Origin of the sequence: Pseudomonas sp. JV449, assembly GCF_032424295.1 — a bacterium.
GTDB lineage: Bacteria > Pseudomonadota > Gammaproteobacteria > Pseudomonadales > Pseudomonadaceae > Aquipseudomonas > Aquipseudomonas marginalis.
Genome location: NZ_VYKD01000020.1, coordinates 36,464 through 61,719, shown reverse-complemented (window position 1 = coordinate 61,719; position 25,256 = coordinate 36,464). Strand labels below are relative to the sequence as shown.

24 protein-coding genes are annotated in these 25,256 nt (G+C 62.5%); 13 read left to right on the top strand and 11 right to left on the bottom strand.

From position 1 onward, the window contains the following. Positions 1-154: 154 nt before the first annotated feature. From hpaI to F6S08_RS20160, 8 genes are all read right to left on the bottom strand, one after another. Positions 155-958, bottom strand: coding sequence for a 4-hydroxy-2-oxoheptanedioate aldolase (gene hpaI / locus F6S08_RS20195; protein ID WP_315872238.1), 804 nt, complete (start codon positions 956-958; stop codon positions 155-157). Positions 959-971: 13 nt separating this feature from the next. Next, a complete protein-coding gene (hpaH, locus tag F6S08_RS20190; protein ID WP_065923956.1) occupies positions 972-1,775 on the bottom strand; it encodes a 2-oxo-hept-4-ene-1,7-dioate hydratase in 804 nt (267 codons plus the stop codon). A 12-nt stretch (positions 1,776-1,787) separates the two neighbouring features. Then, positions 1,788-3,092, bottom strand: coding sequence for an MFS transporter (locus tag F6S08_RS20185; protein WP_315872237.1), 1,305 nt, complete (start codon positions 3,090-3,092; stop codon positions 1,788-1,790). Between the two features lie 51 nt (positions 3,093-3,143). Next, positions 3,144-3,536, bottom strand: a complete 393-nt coding sequence (locus F6S08_RS20180) for a 5-carboxymethyl-2-hydroxymuconate Delta-isomerase (RefSeq protein ID WP_065947992.1) — start codon at positions 3,534-3,536, stop codon at positions 3,144-3,146. Positions 3,537-3,581: 45 nt separating this feature from the next. Beyond that, positions 3,582-4,439 (bottom strand): 3,4-dihydroxyphenylacetate 2,3-dioxygenase, encoded by an 858-nt coding sequence (gene hpaD, locus F6S08_RS20175; protein ID WP_053139655.1) that lies wholly within the window; start codon positions 4,437-4,439, stop codon positions 3,582-3,584. 148 nt (positions 4,440-4,587) lie between these two features. After that, positions 4,588-6,048, bottom strand: coding sequence for a 5-carboxymethyl-2-hydroxymuconate semialdehyde dehydrogenase (hpaE, locus tag F6S08_RS20170; RefSeq protein WP_053139653.1), 1,461 nt, complete (start codon positions 6,046-6,048; stop codon positions 4,588-4,590). A 5-nt stretch (positions 6,049-6,053) separates the two neighbouring features. Further along, positions 6,054-6,824, bottom strand: coding sequence for a fumarylacetoacetate hydrolase family protein (locus F6S08_RS20165; RefSeq protein WP_065947990.1), 771 nt, complete (start codon positions 6,822-6,824; stop codon positions 6,054-6,056). Further along, positions 6,821-7,489, bottom strand: coding sequence for a fumarylacetoacetate hydrolase family protein (locus F6S08_RS20160; RefSeq protein WP_315872236.1), 669 nt, complete (start codon positions 7,487-7,489; stop codon positions 6,821-6,823). The genes F6S08_RS20165 and F6S08_RS20160 overlap by 4 nt, the downstream gene beginning before the upstream one ends. Before the next feature lie 161 nt (positions 7,490-7,650). Here F6S08_RS20160 and hpaA point away from each other — a divergent pair, with 161 nt between their 5' ends. The 6 genes from hpaA to F6S08_RS20130 all read left to right on the top strand — a co-directional run bounded on the left by hpaA (position 7,651) and on the right by F6S08_RS20130 (position 14,009). Beyond that, a complete protein-coding gene (hpaA, locus tag F6S08_RS20155) occupies positions 7,651-8,556 on the top strand; it encodes a 4-hydroxyphenylacetate catabolism regulatory protein HpaA (RefSeq protein ID WP_027603496.1) in 906 nt (301 codons plus the stop codon). A 173-nt stretch (positions 8,557-8,729) separates the two neighbouring features. Further along, the gene (gene hpaR / locus F6S08_RS20150) at positions 8,730-9,152 is read left to right on the top strand and encodes a homoprotocatechuate degradation operon regulator HpaR (protein WP_027603497.1); all 423 of its coding nucleotides are present in this window, start codon (positions 8,730-8,732) and stop codon (positions 9,150-9,152) included. A 167-nt stretch (positions 9,153-9,319) separates the two neighbouring features. Further along, positions 9,320-10,300 (top strand): helix-turn-helix domain-containing protein, encoded by a 981-nt coding sequence (locus tag F6S08_RS20145; protein WP_065923962.1) that lies wholly within the window; start codon positions 9,320-9,322, stop codon positions 10,298-10,300. A gap of 68 nt (positions 10,301-10,368) precedes the next feature. Beyond that, positions 10,369-11,301, top strand: coding sequence for a transporter (locus F6S08_RS20140; RefSeq protein WP_065923963.1), 933 nt, complete (start codon positions 10,369-10,371; stop codon positions 11,299-11,301). A gap of 10 nt (positions 11,302-11,311) precedes the next feature. After that, on the top strand, positions 11,312-12,544 hold the full coding sequence (locus F6S08_RS20135) for an MFS transporter (RefSeq protein WP_315872235.1): 1,233 nt from the start codon (positions 11,312-11,314) through the stop codon (positions 12,542-12,544). 16 nt (positions 12,545-12,560) lie between these two features. Continuing rightward, positions 12,561-14,009 carry an amidase gene (locus F6S08_RS20130; RefSeq protein WP_315872234.1) on the top strand — a complete coding sequence of 483 codons (1,449 nt, stop codon included), beginning with the start codon at positions 12,561-12,563 and terminating at the stop codon, positions 14,007-14,009. A gap of 62 nt (positions 14,010-14,071) precedes the next feature. On the opposite strand, the gene F6S08_RS20125 is transcribed toward F6S08_RS20130, so the two are convergent. After that, entirely contained in the window at positions 14,072-14,935 is an 864-nt protein-coding gene (locus F6S08_RS20125; protein ID WP_098480011.1) for a sensor domain-containing diguanylate cyclase, read from the bottom strand. A gap of 220 nt (positions 14,936-15,155) precedes the next feature. Here F6S08_RS20125 and F6S08_RS20120 point away from each other — a divergent pair, with 220 nt between their 5' ends. Beyond that, positions 15,156-15,935: a FadR/GntR family transcriptional regulator gene (locus tag F6S08_RS20120; protein ID WP_065923966.1), complete on the top strand. Its 780-nt coding sequence runs from the start codon at positions 15,156-15,158 to the stop codon at positions 15,933-15,935. Here the strand turns inward: F6S08_RS20120 and F6S08_RS20115 are convergent. Together F6S08_RS20115 and F6S08_RS20110 are read right to left on the bottom strand one after the other, a co-directional pair. Then, the gene (locus F6S08_RS20115; protein WP_315872233.1) at positions 15,875-16,708 is read right to left on the bottom strand and encodes an NAD(P)-dependent oxidoreductase; all 834 of its coding nucleotides are present in this window, start codon (positions 16,706-16,708) and stop codon (positions 15,875-15,877) included. The two genes, F6S08_RS20120 and F6S08_RS20115, sit on opposite strands and share 61 nt — an antisense overlap. A gap of 81 nt (positions 16,709-16,789) precedes the next feature. After that, positions 16,790-17,515: an oligogalacturonate-specific porin KdgM family protein gene (locus F6S08_RS20110; protein ID WP_065923967.1), complete on the bottom strand. Its 726-nt coding sequence runs from the start codon at positions 17,513-17,515 to the stop codon at positions 16,790-16,792. Positions 17,516-17,874: 359 nt separating this feature from the next. On the opposite strand from F6S08_RS20110, the gene F6S08_RS20105 reads away from it, so the two are divergent. The 6 genes from F6S08_RS20105 (at position 17,875) to F6S08_RS20080 (ending at position 25,253) form a co-directional block, all read left to right on the top strand. Next, positions 17,875-19,029 carry a mandelate racemase family protein gene (locus tag F6S08_RS20105; protein WP_131698834.1) on the top strand — a complete coding sequence of 385 codons (1,155 nt, stop codon included), beginning with the start codon at positions 17,875-17,877 and terminating at the stop codon, positions 19,027-19,029. Between the two features lie 85 nt (positions 19,030-19,114). Beyond that, positions 19,115-20,725 carry an ABC transporter substrate-binding protein gene (locus tag F6S08_RS20100; protein WP_065947986.1) on the top strand — a complete coding sequence of 537 codons (1,611 nt, stop codon included), beginning with the start codon at positions 19,115-19,117 and terminating at the stop codon, positions 20,723-20,725. Between the two features lie 20 nt (positions 20,726-20,745). After that, the gene (locus F6S08_RS20095; RefSeq protein ID WP_065923970.1) at positions 20,746-21,783 is read left to right on the top strand and encodes an ABC transporter permease; all 1,038 of its coding nucleotides are present in this window, start codon (positions 20,746-20,748) and stop codon (positions 21,781-21,783) included. Between the two features lie 45 nt (positions 21,784-21,828). Further along, positions 21,829-23,439, top strand: coding sequence for an ABC transporter substrate-binding protein (locus F6S08_RS20090; protein ID WP_315872232.1), 1,611 nt, complete (start codon positions 21,829-21,831; stop codon positions 23,437-23,439). Positions 23,440-23,481: 42 nt separating this feature from the next. After that, positions 23,482-24,399 (top strand): ABC transporter permease, encoded by a 918-nt coding sequence (locus tag F6S08_RS20085; RefSeq protein ID WP_027603510.1) that lies wholly within the window; start codon positions 23,482-23,484, stop codon positions 24,397-24,399. 14 nt (positions 24,400-24,413) lie between these two features. After that, complete coding sequence (locus F6S08_RS20080) at positions 24,414-25,253, top strand: ABC transporter ATP-binding protein (protein ID WP_065923972.1); 840 nt, start codon at positions 24,414-24,416, stop codon at positions 25,251-25,253. Positions 25,254-25,256 lie beyond the last annotated feature (3 nt).

Below are 25,256 nucleotides of genomic sequence, written 5' to 3'. Positions count from 1 at the left end.
GCGTTGGGCTGCGCAGCAGACCCAAGACCTGAAACTCTCAAACGACCTGACACCCCGCAGTTGCTTTACTGGGGCCGCTACGCGTCCCAACGCGGGGCAAGCCCGCTCGCCACAGGGGGGGCTCTCTCTACAGGTCACTTTTCGTTCGCATTCCCTAATAGATAGCGCCGGCCGCGCTGGCAGGCGCCGGTGAATCCTTGAAGGCCGCCGCCAGGCTTTGCAGCCCGCGCATCAGCACGGTGGTGTCCACGCCCACCGCCACGAACGCCGCGCCCAGTTCGATGTAGCGTCGCGCCAGTGCCTGGTCGGCGCTGAGAATGCCGGCGGCTTTGCCGGCGCTGCGGATGCGCGCGATGGCGTCTTCGATGGCGGCCTGCACCTCGGGGTGGCCGGGGTTGCCGCGATGGCCCATCGAGGCGCTCAGGTCCGCCGGCCCGATAAACACCCCGTCTACGCCTTCCACCGCCGCAATCGCCTCCAGGTTGGCCAGGCCCTCGCGGTTTTCGATCTGCACCAGCAGGCACATCTGCTCATCGGCGTGGTCGAGGTAACCGGCAATGCTGTTCCAGCGGGAAGCCCTGGCCAGCGCACTGCCGACGCCGCGCACGCCCTTGGGCGGATAATGAATGGCTTTCACCAGCGTACGCGCCTGTTCTGCGCTCTCCACCATGGGCACCAGCAAGGTCTGTACGCCAATGTCGAGCACTTGCTTGATCAACGCGGTGTCGCCGATCACCGGGCGAATCACCGGCTGGCTGGGGTAGGGCGCCACGGCCTGGAGCTGGCCGAGCATGCCGCGCAGGTCGTTGGGCGCATGTTCGCCGTCGATCAGCAGCCAATCGAAACCGGCGTTGGCGGCCAGTTCCGCGCAATAGGCATCGGCCAGGCCCAGCCACAGGCCGATCTGGGCTTCCCCGCTGCGCAGGCGATGTTTGAAGGTGTTGACAGGCATGTCCATGAGCACTCTCCGGTTAAACGAATCGGCAGGCAATCGAACCCAGCATGTCGTAGTCGACATGGAAGGTATCTCCAGGGTTGGCCGCCACCGGACGGGTGAAGGAGCCACCCAGGATGATTTGTCCGGGTTGCAGGGTGACGTCATAGGCGGCCAGTTTATTCGCGAGCCAGGCCACGCCCTTGGCCGGGTGATTGAGCACGGCGGCGGAGACGCCGGACTCTTCGATCACGCCATTGCGGTAGAGCACCGCGGGTACCTTGCGCAAGTCGATCTCGGTGGGGCGCACGGCCCGCCCGCCCATGACCACGCCGGCGTTGGCGGCATTGTCGGAGATGGTGTCGAAGACCTTGCGGGTCGCCTTCGTGTGCGGGTCGACCTGCTGGATGCGTGCATCGATGATCTCCAGTGCCGGGATCACCCATTCGGTGGCGTCGAGCACGTCGAACACCGTCACGTTCGGGCCTTTCAGCGGTTTGCCCAGGATAAACGCCAGCTCCACCTCGACGCGCGGCACGATAAAGCGCTCGAAGGGGATGTCGGTGCCTTCATCGAAGAACATGTCGTCCAGCAGCGCACCGAAATCCGGCTCGGTGATATTGGACGAGACCTGCATGGCCCGGGAGGTCAGGCCGATCTTGTGGCCGACCAGCTTGCGCCCGTCCCTGATTTTCTGTTCCACCCAGGCGCGCTGGATGGCGTAGGCGTCTTCGAGGGTGATCGCCGGGTGATCGAGGGAAAACTGACGCACCTGTTCGCGTGAACGTTCGGCCTGGTCGAGGCGCGCGGCGGCTTGCAAAATGAGCGATTGATCAAGCATGGCAAGAGTCTCTTATTGAGGGTTGACGATGGCTGCCCGGGTGCGCAGCACCAGCAGGCCACCGAGAGCAATCAGCAGCGCCAGGACGTACAGGGCCAGGCTGGCGCTCTGGGTGGTGTCGCGCATCCAGCCGATCAGGTAGGGCGCGAAGAATGACGCGATGCTGCCGAACGAGCTGATCAGGGCGATCCCGGCGGCCTGGGTGTTATTGGAGAGGAACGCGGGAGGCAGTTGCCAGAACATCGGCAACGCCGCGCTGGCGCCCATGCCGGCGACGATCAGGCCGCCCAGCACCACGGCCGGGTTGGCGGGGGCGAGCCCGGCGATGGCAATGCCCACGGCCGACATCAGCAAGGGCACGCACAGGTGCCAGCGGCGTTCACGCTGGTGGTCGGATGAGCGCCCGCAGCCGATCATGAAAAAACACCCGGCCAGGTACGGCACCGCACTGAGCAGGCCGACCTTGCCGTCGCTGCCGATGCCGGCGCCGTGGATCAGCGTCGGCATCCAGAACGCCAGGGTGTTGACCGCCAGCATCACCGCGAAGTACACCGCCACCAGCAGCCACACCTGTGGGTTGCGAAGAATCGCGGAGAACGAGGTGATGGATTTGCGGTGTTCTTCCTGGTGCAGTTGCTCGCGCAGGTGTTGCTTCTGTTCCGGCGCCAGCCACTTGACTGTCTCGAAGCTGTCCGGCAGGCACTTGAGCACCACCAGCCCGAGCAGAATCACGGGGGCGCCTTCGATGACGAACATCCATTGCCAGCCGCGCAGGCCGCCCAGGTCGTGAAAGTGTTCAAGGATGCCGCCGGAAAGCGGACCGCCGATCACCCCGGCCATCGGCACCGCGATGGCAAACAAGGCGGTAACCTGAGCACGACGGCCGGCCGGGTACCAGCGGTTTAGAAACACCAGGATGCCCGGGAAGAAACCGGCCTCGGCCACGCCCAGCAAAAAACGCAGCACATAGAAACCCATGGCGCTGTCGATCAGGAACATGCAGGTCGACAGCACGCCCCACACCACCATCAGCGTGGCAATCCAACGCCTGGGGCCCACTCGGTCCAGGGCCATGTTGCTGGGCACGCCGAACAGCGCGTAGGCCACGAAGAACAGGCCGGCGCCGAAGCCATAGACGGTGTCGCTGAAGTTCAAGTCCGCGCTCATCTGCATCTTGGCGAAGCCGATGTTGATGCGGTCGAGATGGGCGAAGAGGTAGCAGATCAGCAACAACGGCATCAGCCGCCAGGTGATGGTGCTGTGAGTGCGGTCGCGTGCGACCTGGCCGAGGTTGTCGGCGGTATGGGCTGTGCTCATGGTTTTATACTTTTTATTTGAGAGGCCGAGGGTGTGAACGGGCAGGGCGCCTTAACCGACCTGCGCCTTGAGGAACGCATGCACGTTGTTCTGCTTGAAGTTGAGCTGCTCGTGCAGTTCGATCATTTCAAATGACAAGGCCAGCAGGCGCTGGGCCTGAAGATCGGCGAAGTGCTGGGTGATGACCTCGAACAGGCGCTCGGCGACGTGCTGCCGTGTCGCCAGGTCGCGGCCATGGCCGACCTTCAACGTCATGTGCACGAACGCGTAGTCATGCTTGCCGTCGGCCATGCGCCAGGTGTCCAGGCGCACGCCACGGCTGCGGATGCCGCCCAGGGGAAACACGCCGCTGGCGCCCAGGCTGGCGTGGACTTTTTCAAACAGGCCCGGCAGGTCCGCCTGCTGTTCAATGTTGTCAGTGTATTCAGCGATGAAGTGAGGCATGAACGGCTCCTTCAGGCCGCGCGGGGATGCCGCGCGGCCATGCGGTCAAACAGGGAAAATGGCGTTGATCTGCCCGGTGCCCGAGCTGCCGAAGGGCGCGGTGATGATCTCGGCCGGCTTGTCGTAGTCCGGCCCGCCGAGCAAACCCAGGAGCATGGCGGTGTCGTGCATCTTGCCTTCGCCAAAGCAATGCTCGGCGTAGTCCGGGAGCATGGCGCAGAACTCTTTCCAGCGGCCCTGGCGCCACAGTTCCACCACATGCAGGTCGACCTGCTTGTCGAATTCACGGGTCCAGTTATGGATATTGGCTTCGGCATTGCGGTCGTCGGAGAAGCGGTGCGACAGCGAACCCGAGGCCAGCACCACGACTTTGCGGTCGCTCTTCTCGATGGCCCGGCGCACGGCGGCGCCGAAGGTGAAGCTGTCTTGCAGGCGATGCCAGGCACACCAGGCGGCAATCGAAACGACGTTGAAGGTCTGCTCGTCCGGTACGCCCATGTGCATGTAGCGCATCGGTACCAGGGTGCCGTATTCCAGCTCCAGGCTCGGGATGTTGTGGGCCAGGGTACGCACGTCGGCGGCATTGGCCTCGGCGGCGATCAGCTCGCCCAGCTCCGGGCAGCCGGGGTATTCGTACGCCATGTTCTTGATGAAGTGCGGCAGTTCGTTACTGGTGTAGATGCCCTTGAAGTGCTCGCCGCTGTTGACGTGATAGGCGCTGTTGACCAGCCAGTGCACGTCGAACACCACGGCGGTATCGGCGCCCAGCTCGCGGGCGCGCCGACCGATTTCCTTGTGCCCGGCAATCGCCGCTTCGCGGCAGCCGTGGTGCTTGCCAGGCAGCTCCGACAAATACATCGAGGGTACGTGGCAGATCTTTGCTGCCAGAACTACTTCGCCCATGATCATTCTCCTGAGTATTTATTCTTTTGTAGGAGCGAGCTTGCTCGCGAAAAACATCAACGACAACGCGGCACTTCTGTTAGCCGGCGGCGCCTGCGGATTCTTCGCGAGCAAGCTCGCTCCTACAGGACGCGTTGTTGTGTCCGGGTTACACGCCCCAGCGCGGGATGTGATGACTTCCCATGGAAATGCACACGTTCTTGATCTCGGCGAACACCTCAAAGCTGTACTGGCCGCCTTCACGGCCGGTGCCGGAGCCCTTCACGCCGCCGAACGGTTGGCGCAGGTCACGCACGTTCTGGCTGTTGATGAACACCATGCCCGCTTCGATGCCATAGGCCAGACGATGCGCCTTGCCGATGTCCTGGGTCCAGATGTAAGACGCCAGGCCGTACTCGGTGGCGTTGGCCAGTTGCAGCGCTTCGGCTTCGTCCTTGAACGGAATCAGGCACACCACCGGGCCGAAGATCTCTTCCTGGGCGATACGCATATTGTTGTTCACGTCGGCGAACACCGTGGGCTGGATGAACTGGCCCTTGCTCAGATGCGCCGCCAGGTTGGCCGGGCGCTCCAGGCCACCGGCGAGGAGGGTGGCGCCTTCTTCGAGACCGATCTTGATGTAACCGGTGACCTTGTCGTAGTGCGCCTGGGTGATCATCGAGCCGACCTGGGTTTTCGGGTCCTGGGGGTCGCCGACGATCAGGCGTTTGGCGCGCGCGGCGAACTCGGCGACGAACTGCGGGTACACGCTTTCCTGGATAAATATCCGGCTGCCGGCGGTGCAGCGCTCACCGTTCAACGAGAAGATGGTGAACAACGCAGCGTCGAGGGCGCGCTCCAGGTCGGCATCTTCGAAGATCAGCACTGGCGACTTGCCGCCCAGTTCCATGGAGTACTTTTTCAGCCCGGCGGTCTGCATGATTTTCTTGCCGGTGGCGGTGCCGCCGGTGAAGGAAATCGCGCGTACATCGGGGTGACGCACCAGGGCATCGCCAGCGGTGGCGCCGTAACCCTGGATGACATTGAGCACGCCTTTTGGAATCCCGGCTTCCACCGCCAGGCGCCCCAGTTCGTTGGCGGTCAGCGGCGACAGCTCGGACATTTTCAGCACCGCGGTATTGCCCAGGGCCAGGCACGGCGCGGTTTTCCAGGTGGCGGTCATGAACGGCACGTTCCACGGCGACACCAGCGCGCAGACACCCACCGGCTGGTACAGGGTGTAGTTGAGCATCTGGTCATCGACCGGGTAGCTGTGGCCGTCCATGCGCGTGCAGACTTCGGCGAAAAAATCGAAGTTGTGCGAGGCGCGGGGAATCAATACGTTTTTGGTCTGGTGAATCGGCAGGCCGGTGTCGAGGGTTTCCAGTTCGGCCAGGTGCGGCACGTTCTGTTCGATCAGTTCGCCGAGCTTGCGCATCAAGCGCGCCCGTTCCTTGGCCGGGGTGCCGGCCCATTTCGGGAAGGCTTCCTTGGCCGCCGCCACGGCTTGCGCGACTTCCTCGGCGCCGCCGCTGGCGACTTCACCGATGGCTTCGCCGGTGGCCGGGTTGTAGTTGACGAACACGTCTTTGCTTTCGACCTCACGGCCGTTGATCCAATGTTTGATCATGCTGCTCAAGCCTCTTTACGGGCGCTGAAGAACGCCGCTTCGCTGACAATTCGGTTAACCAGGCGGCCTACGCCTTCGACTTCCACAATCACTTCATCGCCAGGCACGACGTCGGCCAGGCCTTCGGGCGTGCCGGTGGCGATCATGTCGCCGGGTTGCAAGGTCATAAAGCTGGACAGGTATTCGATCAGGTAGGGAATGTCGAAAATCATGTCCTGGGTGCTGCCTTCCTGGCGCAGCTCGCCGTTGATCCAGGTGCGCAGTTTCAGGTTGCTCGGGTCCGGCACATCGGCCACATCGACGATCCACGGGCCGACGGGCGTGGTGGCGTCGCGGTTTTTCACGCGCAGGTTGGGTCGGTAGTAGTTTTCCAGGTAGTCGCGAATGGCGTAGTCGTTGCACACGGTGTAGCCCGCCAGGTAATCCAGGGCGTCTTCGCGCTTGACGTTGCGCGCCGGCTTGCCGATGACGGCCACCAGCTCGCACTCGTAGTGCATGTAGGCGACGTTATCCGGGCGCCAGGTCACCTGGTTGTGGCCGGTGTACGTGCCCACGGACTTGATGAAGGCCAGGGGTTCGGTCGGCGGCTTGAAAGCCAGTTCAGCGGCGTGGTCGGCATAGTTCAGGCCCAGGGCGAACATGCTGCCGGTCGCCGGTGGCAGCCATTGCACCTGGTCTTCGGCCAGCAGGCGACCGTCGGCCAGGCGCACGGCGTTTTCAGCTTCGACCTGTACCGAATGGACTTCACCTTCAAAGCGAATACGGGCGTGTTTCATGAGAGCTCCTCTGCCTTGATGTGGTTGACCAGGCGGCCGAGGCCGCTGATCTCGACCTCCACGGTGTCGCCGGGCTGCACATCCACCCGGCCTTCGGGCGTGCCGGTGATCAGCACATCGCCCGCGTGCAGGGTCATGAATTCGCTGATCTCGGCGATCAGCAATGGAATATTGCGCACGAAGTTGGCCGTGGTGTTGTGCTGGCGAACCTCGCCGTTGACGTACAGGGTGATCGCGAGATTGTGCGGGTTCGACACCTGCCCTGTGGGTATCAGCTCGGGCCCGATGGCGCAGAACCCATCGCGGCATTTGGCTTTGACGGCGGGGCGGTAGTAGCTGTCTTCCGGCAGGCTGAACTCATTGACGAGGGTGTAGCCGGCCACGTAGTCGAGGGCTTCATCTACGCTGACGCGGCTGGCGCTCTTGCCCATCACCACCCCCAACGCCGGCCCAGGTTGCAGGCGTTCGCCCTGGCCGGGATGCACCACCTCGGCGCCGTGCTGGTTGCGGGTGTTGGGCGTCTTGATGAACAGCACCGGCTTGACCGGCGGTTTCTGGTACGGCGGCTGTTCGAATTCGCCGAGGCGCTGCTTGAGCAACCCCTGGTAGTTCAGCGCGACACCGAAAAGGGTGCCGGTCGCGATGTCATGCAAGGCACGGCTCATGGGTTCTCCTGGCAGGGCCATGGCGGCCTTGCATTTAGTTAATGTGTTAACAGTTATAATTAAGATGTTAACTATCGTCAAGGGTGTAGACTGTCCACGGGGTGCTTGCAGGGTGAGCACCGCTGCATCAGGGCAATCACAATAAAAACGAGTAGCGTGCGATGAGCGACCGTCAACCCATCCCGAACATCAACATTGGCCAGGTGTACGACCAGCGCTACAGCGACGCCGAAGTCCATTACGACAAGCTGGCCAACCTGGCGGATTTTTTCGGGCGCAACATGCCCGTTCACCGGCATGACCGGTTCTTCCAGGTTCACTACGTAAAAAGCGGCACCGTGCGCGTGTACCTGGACGACCAGCAATACGTCGAGTCCGGGCCGATGTTCTTCCTCACGCCACCCACGGTGCCGCACTCGTTTGTGACCGAGGCCGACAGTGACGGGCATGTGCTGACGGTGCGTCAGCAATTGGTGTGGCAACTGATCGAAGCCGACGCCAGCCTGGCGCCGGCCGGTGTGCAATTGCCGGCCGCGTGTGTCGCCCTGACGCAGTTGGCGCCGCAATACGCGGGCGATATCCGCCGCCTGGATTATCTGTTCGAGGAACTGCGCGAAGAGGTAAAAGCCCAGCGTTCCGGGCGCAGCGCAGCCCTGGATAGCCTGACGCGGTTGATCATGATCAGCCTGTTGCGGCTGTGTTCGAACTCGTTGAAAGCCACGCCCGCCCGCCACGAAGACTTGAAAATCTTCCACCGCTTCAACGAGCTGATCGAAGCGCACTACCAGCAACACTGGCCGTTGTCGCGGTATGCCCAGGGCATTGGGGTGACAGAAGCACGGCTCAATGATGTGTGCCGACGCATTGCCGACTTGCCGTCCAAGCGCCTGATCCTGGAGCGCCTGATGCAGGAAGCCAAGCGCCTGCTGCTGTTTACCGGCAGCTCGGCCAACGAGATCTGCTATCAGCTGGGGTTCAAGGACCCGGCCTATTTCAGTCGTTTTTTCCAGCGTTACGCCCAGCTCACTCCGGGGGAGTACCGCCAGCGCCAATCGGGGTTGCGTTGAGCCAGGCATAAGGTAGGTCTTGTTGATCTTGTGCGGATCATCATGAGCATCGCCGCGGTGCAACAGAATGGCTTTTACGCCGAACCGATTGTACTTTTCACAGCCCCCAGGCCGCTTGCAGCGGTTGGCCGGCGACACTAAGCTGCCGACTCGCCCATCCAATTGGTGCCGATATGGCCAATCCCAGACCTTCGCTGACCCTGACCCTGCTGCAAGCCCGTGAAGCCGCAATGGCGTTCTTCCGACCGGCGCTGAACAAGCATGCACTGACCGAGCAACAGTGGCGGGTCATTCGGATCCTGCGCCAGCAGGGCGAACTCGAAAGCCACCAGCTCGCCCAGCAGGCCTGCATCCTGAAACCGAGCATGACCGGAGTGTTGACCCGCCTGGAGCGCGACGGCCTGGTGCGCCGGCAGAAGTCCAGCCAGGATCAGCGCCGGGTGTTCGTGGGCCTCACCGAGCGCGGCCAGCAGTGTTTCGTCTCCATGAGCGAGGGCATGGAAAGCAACTACCAGAAAATCGAAGCGCAGTTTGGCGCGGAGAAAATGCAGCAGTTGCTGGACTTGCTCAATGAGCTGAAAAACATCAAGCCTTGAAGGTAAAAAAAATCATTAACAGGTGAACGTGTTTGCCCGAGGCTGGCATCGCGGGCGCACATCCTCACTATCCATTTTCGGCACACATGCACGAGCTGCCCCGGGTTCGGAATGGAACTTGCGTGCGATACGACCTGTAAGCCTTGCAACTGAAAAAGGTTGGGTCAATGAACAATAATAATGTACTGATGCCTGCGGCCTCGGTGGTGCTTCCACCGGCGTTACCCCTCCAGCGTTTCCTGACCAGCGACATCGATGAGCACGCTCGCAATATGGGCGGCTGGCAGGTTCGCTACGATCAGTTGTCACCCGGCTCCTTTGCCGGTGAGTTGCTGGAGTTCCGCTCGGACTGGATGCAACTGGTGCGCGACCGCTCTAATCAGGCCATGGTCAAGAGTGGTGTGGCCTGGAAAGGTGCGATCACCTTCAGCATTCCCTTGAGTGCCGACGGCCCGGTGTATTGCTCGGGGCATCCGATCCACGAGCCCAGCCTGTTGGTGGCCCACGGTGAAAACCTGCCCGAGCTGCACACTCCACAGCACTTGGACCTGCTCGGCGTGGCCATCGAAGAGCACGCCCTGGAACATGTGCTGGAGTGCCAGGGCATTCAATTTCGAATTACCGATCTTCCCAGGTGTTACCGCTTGGGTGATTCATCCGTGCAACGTGACCTCGCGGCGTTGTTCGATGAGCTGGCGGGCTGTGATGCCGTGCTCGGGCATGACTCGATCCGCCGCGGCATCCGCGATGCGGTGATGCTGCATATGCTGGAGTTGATCGCCCCGGACCAGGCGCCACCCCTCAACCCCACGGCGCGCAAAAGGATGGTCGATCGCGCCCGCGAATATGCATTGAGTCACCTGGACGAGCCGCTGTCGATCCTCGACCTGTGCAACCACATCGGCGCCAGTCGGCGCAAACTCCAGTACTGTTTTCAGGAGACCCTGGGCATCAACCCGGTGGCCTATCTGCGGGCACTGCGCCTCAATGCGGTGCGCCGCGAACTGCGAACCAGCACCCAAGCCCACGGCGTACAGGAAGTGGCGGCGCGCTGGGGCTTCTGGCATTTGAGCCGGTTTGCAAGCGATTACCGCACCATGTTCGGCGAAAGCCCTTCCCAGACCCTGCGTCGCACGCAACTCTGCTGAAAACGGATAACCGCCGCACTCTGCGCGTTACTAGGATGGCCCACACCACTTGATGGGAGGGGCATTCGATGATTCACCACAATAATGCAAGCGCCACACGCATGACGCTGTTCACCCTGGGGCTGCTGGGTTGCTGCGCCAGTGTCCAGGCCACCGAGAACGGTGCGCCGACCACCGCCGTCGGCGTGTACGATTTCGGCGCGGGGATGATGCCGCCGGCCACGCCGTTCGGGACCGTGGGGCTGCGCACGGCGTTTTACTCGGCCAATGTGCAGAAGGACCGTAACGGTCGCTCCGTCGACAACCACTTCTCACTGGATGTGTTGTCCATCGGCGTCGCCTACATGCGCATGACCGATCACACGGTGCTGGGCGCCAACTATGGTTTCGGCGTGGTGGTACCTTTTTTCAAGATGGACGCTTCCGTCAAGGTGCCCACACCGGTGGGTCCGCTGAGCCTGGAAGCCGATCCGTTTCGAATGGCCGACATGCAGTTTCTGCCGGTGATCCTGCAATGGAATCTGTCGCCGAACCTGTTTATCAACACGCAACTGCAGATCCAGGCGCCCACCGGTGACTACGACAAGAATCGTTTGATCTCCCCAGGGCTCAATCACTGGACGTTCTCGCCGATCGTCAACGCCACCTACATCACCGACAGTGGTTTCGAGGTTTCTTCCAGCTTTGAGGTTGACGTCAATACCCGCAACCCCGCGACCGACTACAAGAACGGTGTCGAATACCGCCACGAATTTGCCGTGGGCCAGCATGTAGGGCCGTGGACCCTGGGCCTGGGTGGTTACTACTACCGTCAGTTCAGCGATGACGACGCGCCAGGGCTGCAATCGGGCAACCGGGCGCGGGTGCTGGCGGTCGGGCCGGCCGTGAGTTACTTCAAGCCCGGCCTGCCGCCCATTTGGCTGCACGCCTACAAGGAAACCGATGCCCGCAACCGTGCCGAGGGTTACACCGTGGCACTGCGCATTTCTCAAAGTTTCTAAGGGGCTGGCCATGAACTCATCACATTCCGATTCCCCCTCGCCACGGCAAGCCACCGGGCGCCGTGAAGGGCTGGTGCTGATGCTGGGCAGCAGCCTGACCATCATGGGCGCGGCCATGGTGGCGCCGATCCTGCCCAAGCTGGGCGCCGAGTTCGGTGCGCTGGAACCGCGCGCCGACCTGCTGGTGCCCTTGGCGGTCACCGGGCCGGCACTCGCGATTGCGCTGTGCGCCCCCCTGGCCGGCTGGTTGGCCGACCGGGTCGGGCGCAAGGCGTTGCTGGTGATCGCCACGCTGTTGTATGCCGTGCTCGGGGCCATCCCGGCGCTGCTGGATAACTTGCCCGCCATCGTCGGTGTACGCCTGCTGTTCGGCGCGGCGGAGGCGGCGGTGATGACCTGTTGCGCGACGCTGATTGCCGACTATTGGCACGGCGAGGAACGGCTGCGCTACATCAATCGGCAAGTGGTCACCATCGGTTTGGTCGGCTCGCTGTTCTATGTCGTGGGCGGCGCGTTGGGCGAACACTCCTGGCGCCTGCCATTCCTGCTGTACCTGCTGCCACTGCTGTTGATACCGATGATGATCAAGGTGCTGTGGGAACCCGCGGCCGCTCGCCAGCCCGTCGAGGTGGCTGAACAGGGCAGGGTGGCCGTGCTGCCGTTGGTGCTCGGTTATCTGCTGATCCTCAGTGGGATGGTGCTGAGTTTTATCGTGCCGATCCAGGCGCCGGTTTTACTCGTCAGCCTCGGCATCACTTCAAGCACGATGATCGGGCTGTCGGCGGGGGGCAGTCTGCTGGCGACCCTGGGCGGTTCGTTAGCCTGGCCGCTGCTGCGCCGGCGCATCGGTATCCCCGGCTGCAATGCGCTGTTGCTGAGCCTGTTGGGCCTGGGATTGTGGCTGCTGATGCGCGCACCGAGCTACAGCATGGTGTTGGTGGCCGTGCTGATCCATGGCCTGGGCGCCGGGCTGCTGGTGCCCAACGCGATGGCGCCGGTGATGAATGCCCTGAGCGCGAAAACCCGTGGGCGCGGCTTGGGTGGGTTCACGGCGTTTCTGTATTTCGGTCAATTTGTCAGCCCGCTGGTGGTGGCCTTGCTCAGCGTTTACTCGGGTGACGTACGTCGTTCAATCCTGTGGTTGGCCTGTGCCAGTTTTGCCTCGGCCCTGGCCTGGGCACTGGCAGGCCTGCAAGCACGGCGCAAAGCGCTGACCCAGGCATTCGGATCAAGTCATTCATAATCAATAGGAGACGAACATGGACATCCACAACCTGCTGGACAGCGAGGACGCCACCGGTTTGGCCGAATGGGTCAGGCGCGGTGAGGTGCAGCCCGGCGAGCTGCTGGAAGCGGTGATCGAGCGTATCGAACGGGTCGAACCGCAGCTGAATGCGGTGGCCGAGCGGCTTTACGATTCGGCCCGCCAGTCGGTACGCGCGTCGCGCCCCGGCCCCGGTGTGTTTGCCGGGGTACCGACTCTGATCAAGGACCTGTTTTCGCCGGTCAACGGCGCGGCGATGACCAATGGCTCGCAGGCGTTGGGAGGCGCTCGCGCTGACTTTGAAGCCGAACACGTAAGCCGTATCCGCCGTGCCGGGTGTGTGATTGTCGGTACCAGCACCTCACCCGAATTCGGCACCTCCTATTCCACCGAGTCCAACCGCTTTGGCGCCACGCGCAACCCCTGGAACATCGCCCACAGTGCCGGCGGCTCCAGTGGCGGTGCGGCAGCCTTGGTGGCGGCGCGCGTCGTACCGTTTGCCCATGGCAACGATGGCGGCGGTTCCTTGCGTGTGCCGGCGTCCTGCTGTGGGGTGTTCGGCCTCAAGCCCAGCCGTGGGCTGTTGCCGTCCGGGCCGATGATCGGCGAGGGCTGGGCCGGCATGGGCACCCCCCATGCGATTACCTTGTCGGTGCGTGACAGCGCCGCGCTGCTGGATGCCACGGTCGGGATCGACCTGGGCGCACCCTATGCCGCGCCGCTGCAGGCGCAGCCCTATGTCACCGCGCTGCAGCAGGACCCTCGGCCGCTGCGGATCGCCCTGGTCGAGCAGCTCGGGCCTTGGCCGACCTCCGGCGAAAGTGTGCAAGCCGTACGCCAGGCCGCCAGGTTGTGCGAATCCCTGGGCCACCGCGTTGAACCGGTCAGCTTGCCGGTGGCGCTGCCGGCGTTTCTCGATCAGGTCTTCACCATCATCGGTGCAAGCACGCGCCATTATGTCGATGTGTTGGGGCAGATGCGCGGTTCCGCCGTGCAGCCCGAGGAGCTGGAAGCCCGCACCCGCATTATCTTGCGCTGCAAAGGGGCTGTCAGCGGTGCGCAGTACGCCGGTGCCGTGGAATGGATTCATGCCTTGGGCCGGCAGTTGGCGGTGTTCATGCAGGATTACGACCTGATCCTCACGCCGACACTGGCCCGCGAGCCGGTGCCGATCGGGGAGCTGGACCTGCAAGACGACCGCTTGAGCCTGGAGGAATTGATCGAACGGTTCCACAGCTACTCACCGTTCACGGCGCTGTTCAATGCCAGCGGGCAACCGGCAATGTCGGTGCCGTTGCACTGGAGCGCTGCCGGCCTGCCGATGGGCGCCCACTTCGCCGCGCGCTTTGGCGAAGAAAGTACCCTGCTGGCCCTTGCGGGGCAGTTGGAGCGGGCCCAGCCCTGGCGCGGCCGGGTTCCGCCGGTCAATGCCTGTCGGTTGTAAGCCTCTGAGGGCTTCTGCATCGGGCGGGTGGGCCGACCTGCCTGATGCAAACCGCCTTCTGGTCATTCAGCCGCGAATCGCTGCCTTTTTATTCGATACATATCACCGTCCGCATGGCTGAGCAGGGTGTCGGCATCCTCTCCGTCCTGGGGATAAACCGCCACGCCGATGCTGCAGGACGGCATCTTCACCCCACCAAACTCGGGCCCCAGCGGCTCGGCCATGACCGCGAGTATCTGCACCACTCTGGCAGAAATAGCCTCCCGCGACGGGATGTCCGTCAACAGCACCGTGAACTCATCACCGCCCATCCTCGCCACCAGGTCGCTGTCGAGTACGCAGCGTTCCAGGCGTCGGGCAATCGCACACAGCACGCGATCGCCCATGGCGTGGCCATGCACATCGTTGATGCCCTTGAAATCATTGATGTCCAGGAACAGCAACGCCAGGCCGCGGTTGTGGGACTGCGCACTGTGCAGGGCCTGGTCCAGCCGATCATTGAACAGTGAGCGGTTGGTCAGGCCCGTCAGCGGATCATGATGGGCAAGGAAGCGCAGTTCTTCTTCGGCCTGGGTGAGCGCCGTCACGTCCCGTGCGACACCGATTCGCGCGCCTACCTCTTTGGACCAGAAGGCCGCCCACAGGATGTGCACGACACTGCCATCCTTGCGTAGATAGCGGTTGCGGAAGTCGACATGGGAGTGGCCATTCATGACCCGCACAATCGAGGCTCGAGTGCGCGCCAGGTCTTCGGGGTGCATGTAGTGAGTGATCAGGGTGCCGACCAGTTCGTCGGCACGGTAGCCGAGCAGGGCCTCGCAGCCATCGCTGACGAAGACAATCTGGCTGTCGCCGTCGACGACAAATACCGTATCCAGCATCAGGTGGATCAGTTTGGGGTACAGCGCTTGCAGGTCAACGGGCATGGGGTATCGGGCGTCCGGTTCATATGGGCCGATCATAGCCCGATCATGAGCAGGGGCGTCGAGCAATCCTGCACATTTTTAGTCCGCTCGGCAGTCGCTGAGAGCGGCCTGGCAGAGGCTTTTCGCGTAGGGGGCGGCGCTGCGAGCCACAGGGAGGGTTGTCGTACAACCGAATGCGCTATGATGCGCGTTCCTCCGCCAACCGAGATACCCGTTCTTGATGGACAACCCGAACGTCCAGCCCACCGTTCGCCGCCGGCACCGCAGCCTGGCCGAAGAACTGGTCACCGAGCTTTCCCGGCGCATCTGTTCCGGTGAGCTGCCGCGTGCCACCAAGCTGCCCACCGAATCCGAAGTGATGGCCGAACATGGTGTGAGCCGCACGGTGGTGCGCGAGGCCATTTCGCGCCTGCAGGCCTCGGGCCTGGTGGAAACCCGGCACGGCGTCGGTACCTTTGTGAAGGATATCCCGAGCCCCAGCGGGTTTCGCATCGACCCGGACAGCATCGTGACCTTGCAGGATGTGCTGGCCGTGCTGGAGTTGCGCATCAGTCTGGAGGTAGAGGCCGCCGGCCTCGCGTGCGTGGGGCGGACCGACGAGCAATTGCAGGTGATGCGCGACTCGCTGGATGCGCTGAACTCGCGGGCGGTGAGTGCCGACTACGCGGTGTCGGCAGACTTTCAGTTTCACCAGCAGATCGCGTTGGCCACGGGCAATCGCTACTTCACCGACATCATGTTGCACCTGGGGGTCAACATCCTGCCGCGTACACGCCTGCACTCAAAACGCTTGGCCAACGACAACAAGGAGCCCTTCCTGGAGCGCCTGAGTCGTGAGCATGAGGACATCTACAAAGCCATCCTGCGCCGTGACGCCGATGCGGCTCGGGCAGCGATGCGCCTGCATCTTTCCAACAGTCGCGAGCGCATGCGCAGGGCCTATGAAGCTGCCGCCGCCGAGTTGTCGAACGGCCCGGCCGCGGTGAACGCGCCGCCCTGAAGCCGGCTGCCCGGTTCATCGGCCGCCGCCGGCGGTTGCTGCTCGACCTTGGCGCGAAACGGTTCCGAGCTGTCCTTGGGTGCAAAGCCCAGGTGTTCCGTGTGCCGAGTACTCCACCAGCGATCGCGATTGGCCGAGACGCCATATACCACACTGTGCCCGACCTCCTTGGTCAGCAGGGCGCGCGCCACCAGACGGTCCAGGTCGGTGTAGCTCAGCCAGGTCGACAGCATCCGCCGGTTGCGCGGCTCGGGGAACGACGAGCCGATGCGCAAGCTCACGGTTTCAATCCCATAGCGGTGAAAGTAGAACGCCGCCAGGTCTTCGCCGTAGGCCTTGGAGAGGGCGTAGTAGCCATCCGGACGGCGCGGTGAGTGCACGTCCAGTTCAACGTCCTGGGGATAGAAACCGGTGACGTGGTTGGAACTGGCAAACACAATCCGCTTGACCCCCTGTTGTCGCGCCGCCTCATAAATGTGGAATGTGCCGCGAATATTGGCGTCGAGAATCTCCTCGAACGGCCGCTCCACGGAAATCCCGCCCAGGTGAACGATGGCGTCGACGCCGGTGACCAACGCCGCAACGGCGGCCTTGTCGGCCAGGTTGCAGGTGATCACCTCGTCGTGCTCACCACGGCTGGGGGCCATGGGGCTGATGTCCGAGGCGCGGACGATGTCGGCATGGGCGTGCAAGGTGTTCCGCAGGATTTGCCCCAGGCCGCCGGCGGCGCCGGTGAGTAAGATGCGCGTGAAGGGTTTGGGTGGTGTGGTCATGGTCAGGTCTTCCATTGAACGCTGAATGCAGGTGGCTTGCCTGTCGAGCGATGCGCACTCGCCAGGCAAGTCGTGGGGGCTTTACATGAAGTTGTACTGGATGCCCAGGCGCCACCGCGCCTGGCGGTCTTCGGACGTGGCGTTGACCTTCACATCACCAATCTCCATGAACGGGGCCCATTCCTTGGTGAGCTTGTATTTGACGATCAGGTTCTGTTCGTAATCGCTCTTCTTGTTGTCGTAGCGGATGTAGTCAGTCTTGAAGTAGATGAACTGATATTCATACGCCCACTTACTGGCCGGCGTGTAGCCGAGCCAGCCCTCGAAACGATGGGTGGTCTGGTCATCCTTGATGTGGTCGGGCAAGTCCTCGTTGACCTGGTCGCGGTCCAGCTTCTTGGCATCCAGGCGATAGCGCGTGGCGGCGTAGAAGGCGTCGTTGATCTTGTAGTTGTACTTGAGGCCGAACTTGTAGGTGGTCGAGTCTTTCGAGCTGTCCATCTGGAACGCCGGGGTCAACGTCGATTGCGCGCTGAGTTTGTAGTTGTAGCTCACGGTGAACTCGTGCCCGTTGTTGACCATGTTGTCGTAGGCGACGTCTTCACGGTCGCCGGCGGTGCGGTATTTCATTTCCGCTTCAAATCCCAGGCCACTGTCCAGGCGGTAGTTGAGCTTGATTCGGTCAGCGTGGGCGCTGTCCTCCTCGGTGAACTGGTGGCGGTAGTTGATGCTGGCAGAGTCAGCGCTGACATACAGCGGCAGGCCGAGGGTCAGGGCAGTAACGAGCGTGCGTAGGGTGGTGTTCATACGGTCTTCTTTTTTGTTTTTGTTAGGGTCGTTTGACGGTTGCTACGGCAATGGGTTGTTGCGGATGGCTCTCATCTAAGGTGCCGATATACGTTATCGTACGACAAGATGACTCGTCTATGGGTTATCGGTGGTTTTGAAACATCTTGAAATATATGTGCCCAGTGAATAGGGCTTTACAGCAATCCGAGTTATTCCTTGGTTGTCTTTAAAAATAAGGGTTTTGCCGGGATTTACTGAAAATGCATGCAGGTGAGGGGCGGGTTATTGGGTCTTTTCAAGTGTTGTACGATGACCTATGATCGGTCGCAACAGACGACACTTCCGTCACAAATCCAATAAGAAGGCTTACGACGTCCATGAGAATCACAGCAGTCAACGTCCAGGTATTTTCCTACCCGACCCGCCGCGCAGTGGACAGCGCCGGCCATGCGCACCCGGGTGATGTCACCCAGGCGCAGATGGCTTTGCTGCGCATCCAGACCGAAGACGGCCACGAGGGTTATGCCTTCGGCGCCCCGGAGCTGATCCGCCCGTATGTGCTCGATGGTTTCGTGCGCAAAGTGCTGGTGGGGCAGAACGCCTTCGATCGCGAAAAAATCTGGCACGACCTCGCGCATTGGCAGCGTGGCAGTGCCAGCCAGTTGACCGACCGCGCCTTGGCGCTGGTCGAACAGGCCCTGTGGGATTGGGCCGGGCGCAAACTGGGTGTGCCGGTGCACAAGTTGATTGGTGGTTTCCGCGACAAGGTGCCGGCCTACGGCTCCACCATGTGTGGCGACGAACTGCCCGGTGGCCTGGCGACCCCGGAAGACTACGGGCGTTTTGCCGAGACCCTGGTGCAGCGCGGCTACAAGGCCATCAAGCTGCACACCTGGATGCCGCCGGTGTCCTTCGCCCCGAGCCCGCGCATCGACGTGCAGGCTTGTGCGGCGGTACGCGAAGCGGTCGGCCCGGACATCGCCCTGATGTTGGACGGTTATCACTGGTACAGCCGCACCGAAGCGCTGTACATCGGGCGTGAGCTGGAGAAGCTCGACTTCGCCTGGTTCGAAGAGCCGATGATGGAAGAGTCCGCCGAGTCCTATGCCTGGCTGGCGGGGCAGTTGGACATTCCGGTGCTGGGTCCGGAAACCCTGTCCGGCAAACACCTGAGCCGCGCCAGTTGGGTCAAGCACGATGTGTGCGATATCTTGCGCGCCGGTGTGGCGGGCGTCGGCGGCATTGCGCCGTGCCTGAAGGTTGCGCACCTGGCTGAATCCTTCGGCATGGATTGCGAGATTCATGGCAACGGTGCGGCCAACCTGGCTGTCGTCGGCGCGATCAAGAACTGCACCTGGTATGAGCGTGGCCTGTTGCACCCGTACCTGGATTACGACGAAGTGCCGGCCTACCTCAAGCGTCTGGTAGACCCGATGGACAGCGACGGTTTTGTGCATCTGTCCGACTTGCCGGGCCTAGGTGAAGACATCGATTTCAACTTCATCGAGACCAATACGCTTAAAAGCTTCTGACGTGCACACGGTCAGTCCGGCATGAGTCGGGCTGATCAAGAGCACCTACCAATACAAGAATAAATATAAAAAAGGCACTCTTGTTATGAGCATTTTCCCTTCGCTGTGGGCGCGGGTGTTCGTCGCCGCGCTGGCTGTCACCGCTGTACCTGCAAGTTTCGCAAAAACCCCGGCCGATCAATTGATCGTCGGCATGAGCATGATCAACCTGCTGTCCCTCGATCCGGCGGCGGCCACCGGCCTGGATGTGTCGGAGATCAACGCCAACCTCTATGACATGTTGCTGGTGCAGGACGTTGCCCAGCCGGATCGCCTGGTGCCGGCGCTGGCCGAGCGCTGGCAGGTCAGTGACGACCGCAAGACCCTGACCTTCAACCTGCGCACCGGCGTGAAATTCCAGTCCGGCAATGACCTGAGTGCCGAAGACGTTGCCTGGTCGTTGCAGCGCGTGCTCAAGCTCAACCTGGCGCTGGCTTCCACCTGGAAGGCCTACGGCTTTACCGCCGAGAACGTCGAGCGCTACATGCGTGCCACGGATGCCACGACCTTCGTGATCGAGTTGCCGCGGCCCACCGACCCGCTGCTGGTGCTCAACACCCTGGCGACCTCGCCGAGTGCGTTTGTCCTCGATCGCAAAAAAGTCCTCGAACACCAGAAGAACAACGACATGGGCGCCGCCTGGCTGGTGACTCACGCCGCCGGCAGCGGTGCGTTCGTGCTCAATGACTGGCGCGCCAACGACGTGATCCTGATGAGCCGTTTCGACGGGTACTGGGGCGGCCCGGCCAAGCTCAAGCGCATCGTCATGCGCAACATGACCGAGTCGCAGTCGTTGCGCCTGATGATCGAGCGCGGCGACCTGGACATCGCCAAAGGCATGTCTGCGCCGGACATTGAAGCCCTGCAGAAAAGCGCCAAGGTCCGCACCCAGACCTTGCAGCGCGGCACCCTGTACTACGTCGCCCTGAGTGTGAAGCAACCGATGTTCGCCGATGCGCGTGTGCGCAAGGCCGTGCGTGCGCTGATCGATTACCAGGGCATCAACCAGACCGTCATGCCCCATTACGGCGTGATCAATCAACGGCCGCTGCCCCTGGGCCTGGCCGCGCGCCTGCCGGATCCCGGCTACACGCTCAACGTCGAGCAGGCCAAGGCCTGGCTGGCCGAGGCCGGTTACCCGAACGGTTTCAAGACCACCATTCGCGTGCTCGCCGAACCGCCGTTTATCAACATTGCCTCCAACCTGCAGTCGACCCTGGCCCAGGCCGGTATCGATGCCAGCATCATCACCGGCACGGGCAACCAGATCTACGGCGCAATGCGTGAGCGCAGCTTCGACATCATCGTCGGCCGCGGCGGTGGCGGGGCGGAACGGCATCCGCACTCCAGCCTGCGTACGCTGGTGTACAACCCGGATAACCGCGATGAGGCCAAGCTCACCAACTTCCAGGGCTGGCGCACATCCTTCTACAGCCCTGAGCTGAACCAGCTGATCGAGCGCGCGGAAGTCGAGCCTGACACAGGCAAGCAACTGGCCCAGTATCGCGACATCCAGGAGCAGGTCGACCGGCAGGTCGGGGCCATTTTGCCGGTCTCGCAAATGACCGACACCGTGGTGGTGTACGAAGACGTGGCCGACTTCCAGGGCCATACCGCCGCGACCACACGCTACAAAGACGTCTACAAGAAGCGCTGACCGATTATCAGGAGCTCACTATGTTTGTTATGACTGCCTCTGTCATGGGCGCTCGCGCGTCCAACACGGCCCGGCGTGCGGGTACGGTGCTGGTGACCTTGCTCGGCCTGCTGGCCCTGACGTTCATCATCGGCCGGGTCATGCCGCTCGACCCCGTGCTGGCGGTCGTCGGGCCGGATGCCGACAGTTCAACCTACGATCAGGTGTACCGGTCGATGGGCCTGGACAAGCCGATCTGGACCCAATTCGGTCTTTACCTCAACGACCTGCTCCACGGTGACTTCGGCAATGCGCTGTTGACCGGCCACCCGGTACTCGACGACATCCTGCGCGTCTTCCCCGCGACGATTGAGCTGGCCACCCTGGCGATCCTGTTCGGCGTGCTGATCGGTTTGCCCCTGGGCGTCTGTGCCGCCAGCAACCAGGGGCGCCTCGGCGATCACGTGGCGCGGGTGATCACCTTGTTCGGCTACTCCACGCCGATTTTCTGGCTGGGCATGATGGGGCTGCTGGTGTTCTACGCCTGGCTCGGCTGGGCCGGTGGAGCGGGGCGCATCGACCTGGCCTACGACGGCATGGTGCCCGAGGTCACCGGCCTGCTGCTGATCGACTCGACCCTGGCACGTGATTGGGAGGCCTTCGCCAGCGCTCTGCGCCACATCGTGTTGCCGGCGCTGATCCTGGGTCTGAACTCGGTGGCGTATATCAGCCGCATGACCCGCAGCTTCATGCTCGAGCAGCTGTCCCAGGAGTACATCATCACCGCGCGGGTCAAGGGCCTTTCCCGGCGCCAGGTGGTGTGGGGGCATGCGTTTCGCAACATCCTCGTGCAGTTGCTGACGGTGGTTGCGTTGGCCTACGGCTCGTTGCTGGAGGGCGCGGTGCTGATCGAAACCGTGTTTGCCTGGCCGGGGTTCGGCCAGTACCTGACCAGCAGCCTGATGCTCGGCGACATGAACGCGGTGATGGGCTGCGTGTTGGTGATCGGCTTGATTTTCGTCGCGCTCAACCTGATCAGCGACGCCTTGTACAAGGTGTTCGACCCCCGTACCCGTTAACCCACTGCGCCGTACCGATAAAACTATAAAAAGAAGGAATTTTGCATGAAGACGGTATTTTCAACACTGCACCTTGGCCTGTTGACGGCGATGCTCGCCCTTGGGCCGATGACAACGGCCAGCGCCAAGACCCCCGTCGATCAATTGATCGTCGGCATGAGCATGGTCAACCTGTTTTCCATCGACCCGGCCAATGCGCCCGGCCTGGATGCCTCCGGCGTCAACGCCAACCTCTACGACACGCTGATCAAGCGTGACCAGGGCAACCCGGAAAAGCACCTGCCGCAATTGGCCGAACGCTGGGACATCAGCGAAGACGGCAAGCAGGTGACCTTTCATCTGCGCCAGGATGTGAAATTCCATTCGGGCAACCCGCTGACCGCCGAGGACGTGGCGTGGTCGCTGTACCGGGTGATGAAGCTCAATTTCGGCCTGGCCACCACCTGGAAGGCCTATGGCTACAGCGTCGAGAATATCCAATCGCTGATCCGCGCCACGGACGCCCACACCCTGGTCATCGACCTGCCGCAGACCATGGACCCGCTGCTGCTGGTGGACTCCCTGGCGATCTCGCCGAGCGCTGTGGTAGTGGACCGCAAGACCGCCCTGGCCCATGAGAAAAACGGCGACCTCGGCGCCGGCTGGCTGGTGACCAACGAGGCCGGCAGTGGCCCCTTCGTGCTGACCAAATGGAGCGCCAACGATTCGCTGCTGCTGACCCGTTTCGACGGCTACTGGGGCGGCGCGGCCAAGCTCAAGCGCGTGGTGGTGCGGCACATGACCGAATCCCAATCCTTGCGCCTGATGCTCGAGCGCGGCGACCTCGACCTGGCCTACGGCATGGCGGCACCGGACATTCGCGCCATCGACGGCTCGGACAAGATTCAGGTGCAATCATTGCCGCGCGGCACCATGTACTACGTGGCGATGAGCATGAAGCAACCCGAGTTTGCCAAGACTCAGGTGCGTGAAGCCGTGCGCAACCTGATCGACTACAAGGGTCTGGATGAACAGGTGATGCCGTATTACGGCAAGCTCAATCAGCAGCCGATGCAGCTGGGGCTGGAAGCGCGCTTGCCGGATCCGGGCTATCACATGGATGTGGCCAAGGCGAAACAGCTGCTGGCCGAGGCGGGTTACCCCAACGGTTTCAACACCACCATTCGCACGCTGTCGGAACCGCCGTTCATCGACATCGCCGCGCGCCTGCAAGCGACCCTGGCTGAGGGCGGGATCAAGGCCAGCATCGTCACCGGCACCGGCAACCAGGTCTATGGCGCCATGCGCGCGCGCAATTTCGAGATCATCGTGGCCCGCGGCGCCGAGCGTTATCCGCACCCGTATTTCAGCCTGCGCACCTTCGCCTACAACCCCAACAACAGCGATGACGCCGGCTTGCCGAACTTCCAGGGCTGGCGCGCTTCATTCTTCAATCCGCAGCTCAACAGCCTGATCGACCAGGCGGGCGTGACGCGCGATGCGGCGCAGCGGGTCAGCCTGTATCACCAGGCGCAGACGCTCTATGACCAGCAGGTGGGGCCGATCCTGATGATCTCGCAGATGACCGACACCGTGGTCAGCGCTGCCGACGTCAAGGGTTTCAGTGGTGACGATGCCGAGGCCACCCGTTACCTGGGTGTCTACAAGCAGCGTTGAGTGGGGCTGCGGCCCTTCAGAATTCACACAGAGAAGATGCTTATGAATGCCAATCTGTCTTCCATCGACACGGCGGCGAAGCGGCCGGTGGATCGCTCGCCGGGCTCCAGTTTCGATGCCTTCTGCAAGAGCGGCCTGCGGGTGCTGCGTCACCTGTTGCGCAACCCCATGACCCTGGCGGGCCTGCTGGTTGCGCTGCTCTTGGTGGTGGTCGCGGCCTTTGCGCCATGGATCGCCACCCATGACCCGGTCGCGCAAAACCTCGCCACAGCCTTGCAGGCGCCGGGCTCGGCGCACTGGTTCGGCACCGACGAATACGGTCGGGATATTTTCAGTCGGCTGGTCTATGGCTCGCGGATCACGCTGTACATCATTGCCCTGGTAACCGTGATCGTCGGTCCCATCGGGCTGTTTATCGGCACCGTCTCGGGCTACTTCGGCGGAGCGGTCGACACCGTGTTCATGCGCCTGACCGATATCTTTATTTCCTTCCCCAGCCTGGTCCTGGCACTGGCCTTTATCGCCGCCCTGGGCCCTGGCCTGGAGCATGCGGTGGTGGCGATTGCCTTGACCTCATGGCCACCGATTGCGCGGCTCGCGCGGGCTGAAACCCTGTCCCTGCGCAACGCCGACTTTGTCGTCGCGGTGGAACTGCAAGGCGCGTCGCCGGCGCGGATTATCCTGCGCCATATCGTGCCGATGTGCCTGTCCTCGGTGATCATCCGCCTGACCATGAACATGGCCGGGATCATCCTCACCGCCGCCGCTTTGGGCTTTCTCGGCCTGGGTGCCCAGGCGCCGCTGCCGGAGTGGGGCGCGATGATTTCCACCGGGCGCCGCTACATGCTCGAGTGCTGGTGGCTGGTGGCGGTTCCCGGGGCGGCGATCATGTTGGTCAGCCTGGCCTTCAACCTGTTGGGCGATGGCCTGCGGGACATCCTTGATCCGCGCAGCGAATAATCGGAGAACACCTTATGTCTGCCATCAAGCTGAATGTCGAAGGGCTGAATGTGCGCTTCGTCAGTGGCCAGAAAGAAACCCACGCCGTGCGCGATGTGTCCTTTACCTTGGGGCGGGAGAAACTGGCGATTGTCGGTGAGTCCGGCTCAGGCAAGTCTACCGTCGGGCGCAGCTTGCTCAAGCTGCATCCGCCCAGCGCCAGAATCACCGCCAAGGCCATGGCGTTTGGCGAGGTCGACCTGCTCTCGGCCAGTGAAAAGGCGATGCAGAAGATTCGCGGCCAGCGCATCTCGATGATCATGCAAGACCCCAAGTACTCGCTGAACCCGGTGGTCAAGGTGGGCGACCAGATTGCCGAAGCCTACCTGGCCCACCACAAGGCCAGTCGCAGTGATGCGCGCGAACGGGTCATGCAGATGCTCGAGCAGGTGCATATCCGCGATCCGAAGCGGGTCTACAACCTGTACCCCCACGAGGTGTCCGGCGGTATGGGCCAGCGCATCATGATCGCGATGATGGTCATCACTCGCCCGGAAGTGATCATTGCCGACGAGCCCACCTCGGCCCTGGATGTCTCGGTGCGCCAGCAAGTGCTCAACGTGCTGGAAGAGTTGGTGGACCAGCAGCAGATGGGGCTGATTTTTGTCAGTCACGACCTCAACCTGGTGCGCAACTACTGTGACCGCGTGTTGGTGATGTACGCCGGGCGCGTGGTCGAATCCCTGGCTGCCTGCGACCTGCAATACGCCGAGCATCCCTACACCCGTGGCCTGCTGGCCGCGCTGCCGAGCATGGATAACCGTCGCGTGCACCTGCCGGTGCTCAAGCGCGATCCACTCTGGCTGACTCAATAAGGA

Coding starts and splice junctions, on each gene's coding strand:
- hpaI (WP_315872238.1), bottom strand. CDS start 958: ATGGACATGCCTGTCAACACCTTCAAACATCGCCTGCGCAGCGGGGAA.
- hpaH (WP_065923956.1), bottom strand. CDS start 1,775: ATGCTTGATCAATCGCTCATTTTGCAAGCCGCCGCGCGCCTCGACCAG.
- F6S08_RS20185 (WP_315872237.1), bottom strand. CDS start 3,092: ATGAGCACAGCCCATACCGCCGACAACCTCGGCCAGGTCGCACGCGAC.
- F6S08_RS20180 (WP_065947992.1), bottom strand. CDS start 3,536: ATGCCTCACTTCATCGCTGAATACACTGACAACATTGAACAGCAGGCG.
- hpaD (WP_053139655.1), bottom strand. CDS start 4,439: ATGGGCGAAGTAGTTCTGGCAGCAAAGATCTGCCACGTACCCTCGATG.
- hpaE (WP_053139653.1), bottom strand. CDS start 6,048: ATGATCAAACATTGGATCAACGGCCGTGAGGTCGAAAGCAAAGACGTG.
- F6S08_RS20165 (WP_065947990.1), bottom strand. CDS start 6,824: ATGAAACACGCCCGTATTCGCTTTGAAGGTGAAGTCCATTCGGTACAG.
- F6S08_RS20160 (WP_315872236.1), bottom strand. CDS start 7,489: ATGAGCCGTGCCTTGCATGACATCGCGACCGGCACCCTTTTCGGTGTC.
- hpaA (WP_027603496.1), top strand. CDS start 7,651: ATGAGCGACCGTCAACCCATCCCGAACATCAACATTGGCCAGGTGTAC.
- hpaR (WP_027603497.1), top strand. CDS start 8,730: ATGGCCAATCCCAGACCTTCGCTGACCCTGACCCTGCTGCAAGCCCGT.
- F6S08_RS20145 (WP_065923962.1), top strand. CDS start 9,320: ATGAACAATAATAATGTACTGATGCCTGCGGCCTCGGTGGTGCTTCCA.
- F6S08_RS20140 (WP_065923963.1), top strand. CDS start 10,369: ATGATTCACCACAATAATGCAAGCGCCACACGCATGACGCTGTTCACC.
- F6S08_RS20135 (WP_315872235.1), top strand. CDS start 11,312: ATGAACTCATCACATTCCGATTCCCCCTCGCCACGGCAAGCCACCGGG.
- F6S08_RS20130 (WP_315872234.1), top strand. CDS start 12,561: ATGGACATCCACAACCTGCTGGACAGCGAGGACGCCACCGGTTTGGCC.
- F6S08_RS20125 (WP_098480011.1), bottom strand. CDS start 14,935: ATGCCCGTTGACCTGCAAGCGCTGTACCCCAAACTGATCCACCTGATG.
- F6S08_RS20120 (WP_065923966.1), top strand. CDS start 15,156: ATGGACAACCCGAACGTCCAGCCCACCGTTCGCCGCCGGCACCGCAGC.
- F6S08_RS20115 (WP_315872233.1), bottom strand. CDS start 16,708: ATGACCACACCACCCAAACCCTTCACGCGCATCTTACTCACCGGCGCC.
- F6S08_RS20110 (WP_065923967.1), bottom strand. CDS start 17,515: ATGAACACCACCCTACGCACGCTCGTTACTGCCCTGACCCTCGGCCTG.
- F6S08_RS20105 (WP_131698834.1), top strand. CDS start 17,875: ATGAGAATCACAGCAGTCAACGTCCAGGTATTTTCCTACCCGACCCGC.
- F6S08_RS20100 (WP_065947986.1), top strand. CDS start 19,115: ATGAGCATTTTCCCTTCGCTGTGGGCGCGGGTGTTCGTCGCCGCGCTG.
- F6S08_RS20095 (WP_065923970.1), top strand. CDS start 20,746: ATGTTTGTTATGACTGCCTCTGTCATGGGCGCTCGCGCGTCCAACACG.
- F6S08_RS20090 (WP_315872232.1), top strand. CDS start 21,829: ATGAAGACGGTATTTTCAACACTGCACCTTGGCCTGTTGACGGCGATG.
- F6S08_RS20085 (WP_027603510.1), top strand. CDS start 23,482: ATGAATGCCAATCTGTCTTCCATCGACACGGCGGCGAAGCGGCCGGTG.
- F6S08_RS20080 (WP_065923972.1), top strand. CDS start 24,414: ATGTCTGCCATCAAGCTGAATGTCGAAGGGCTGAATGTGCGCTTCGTC.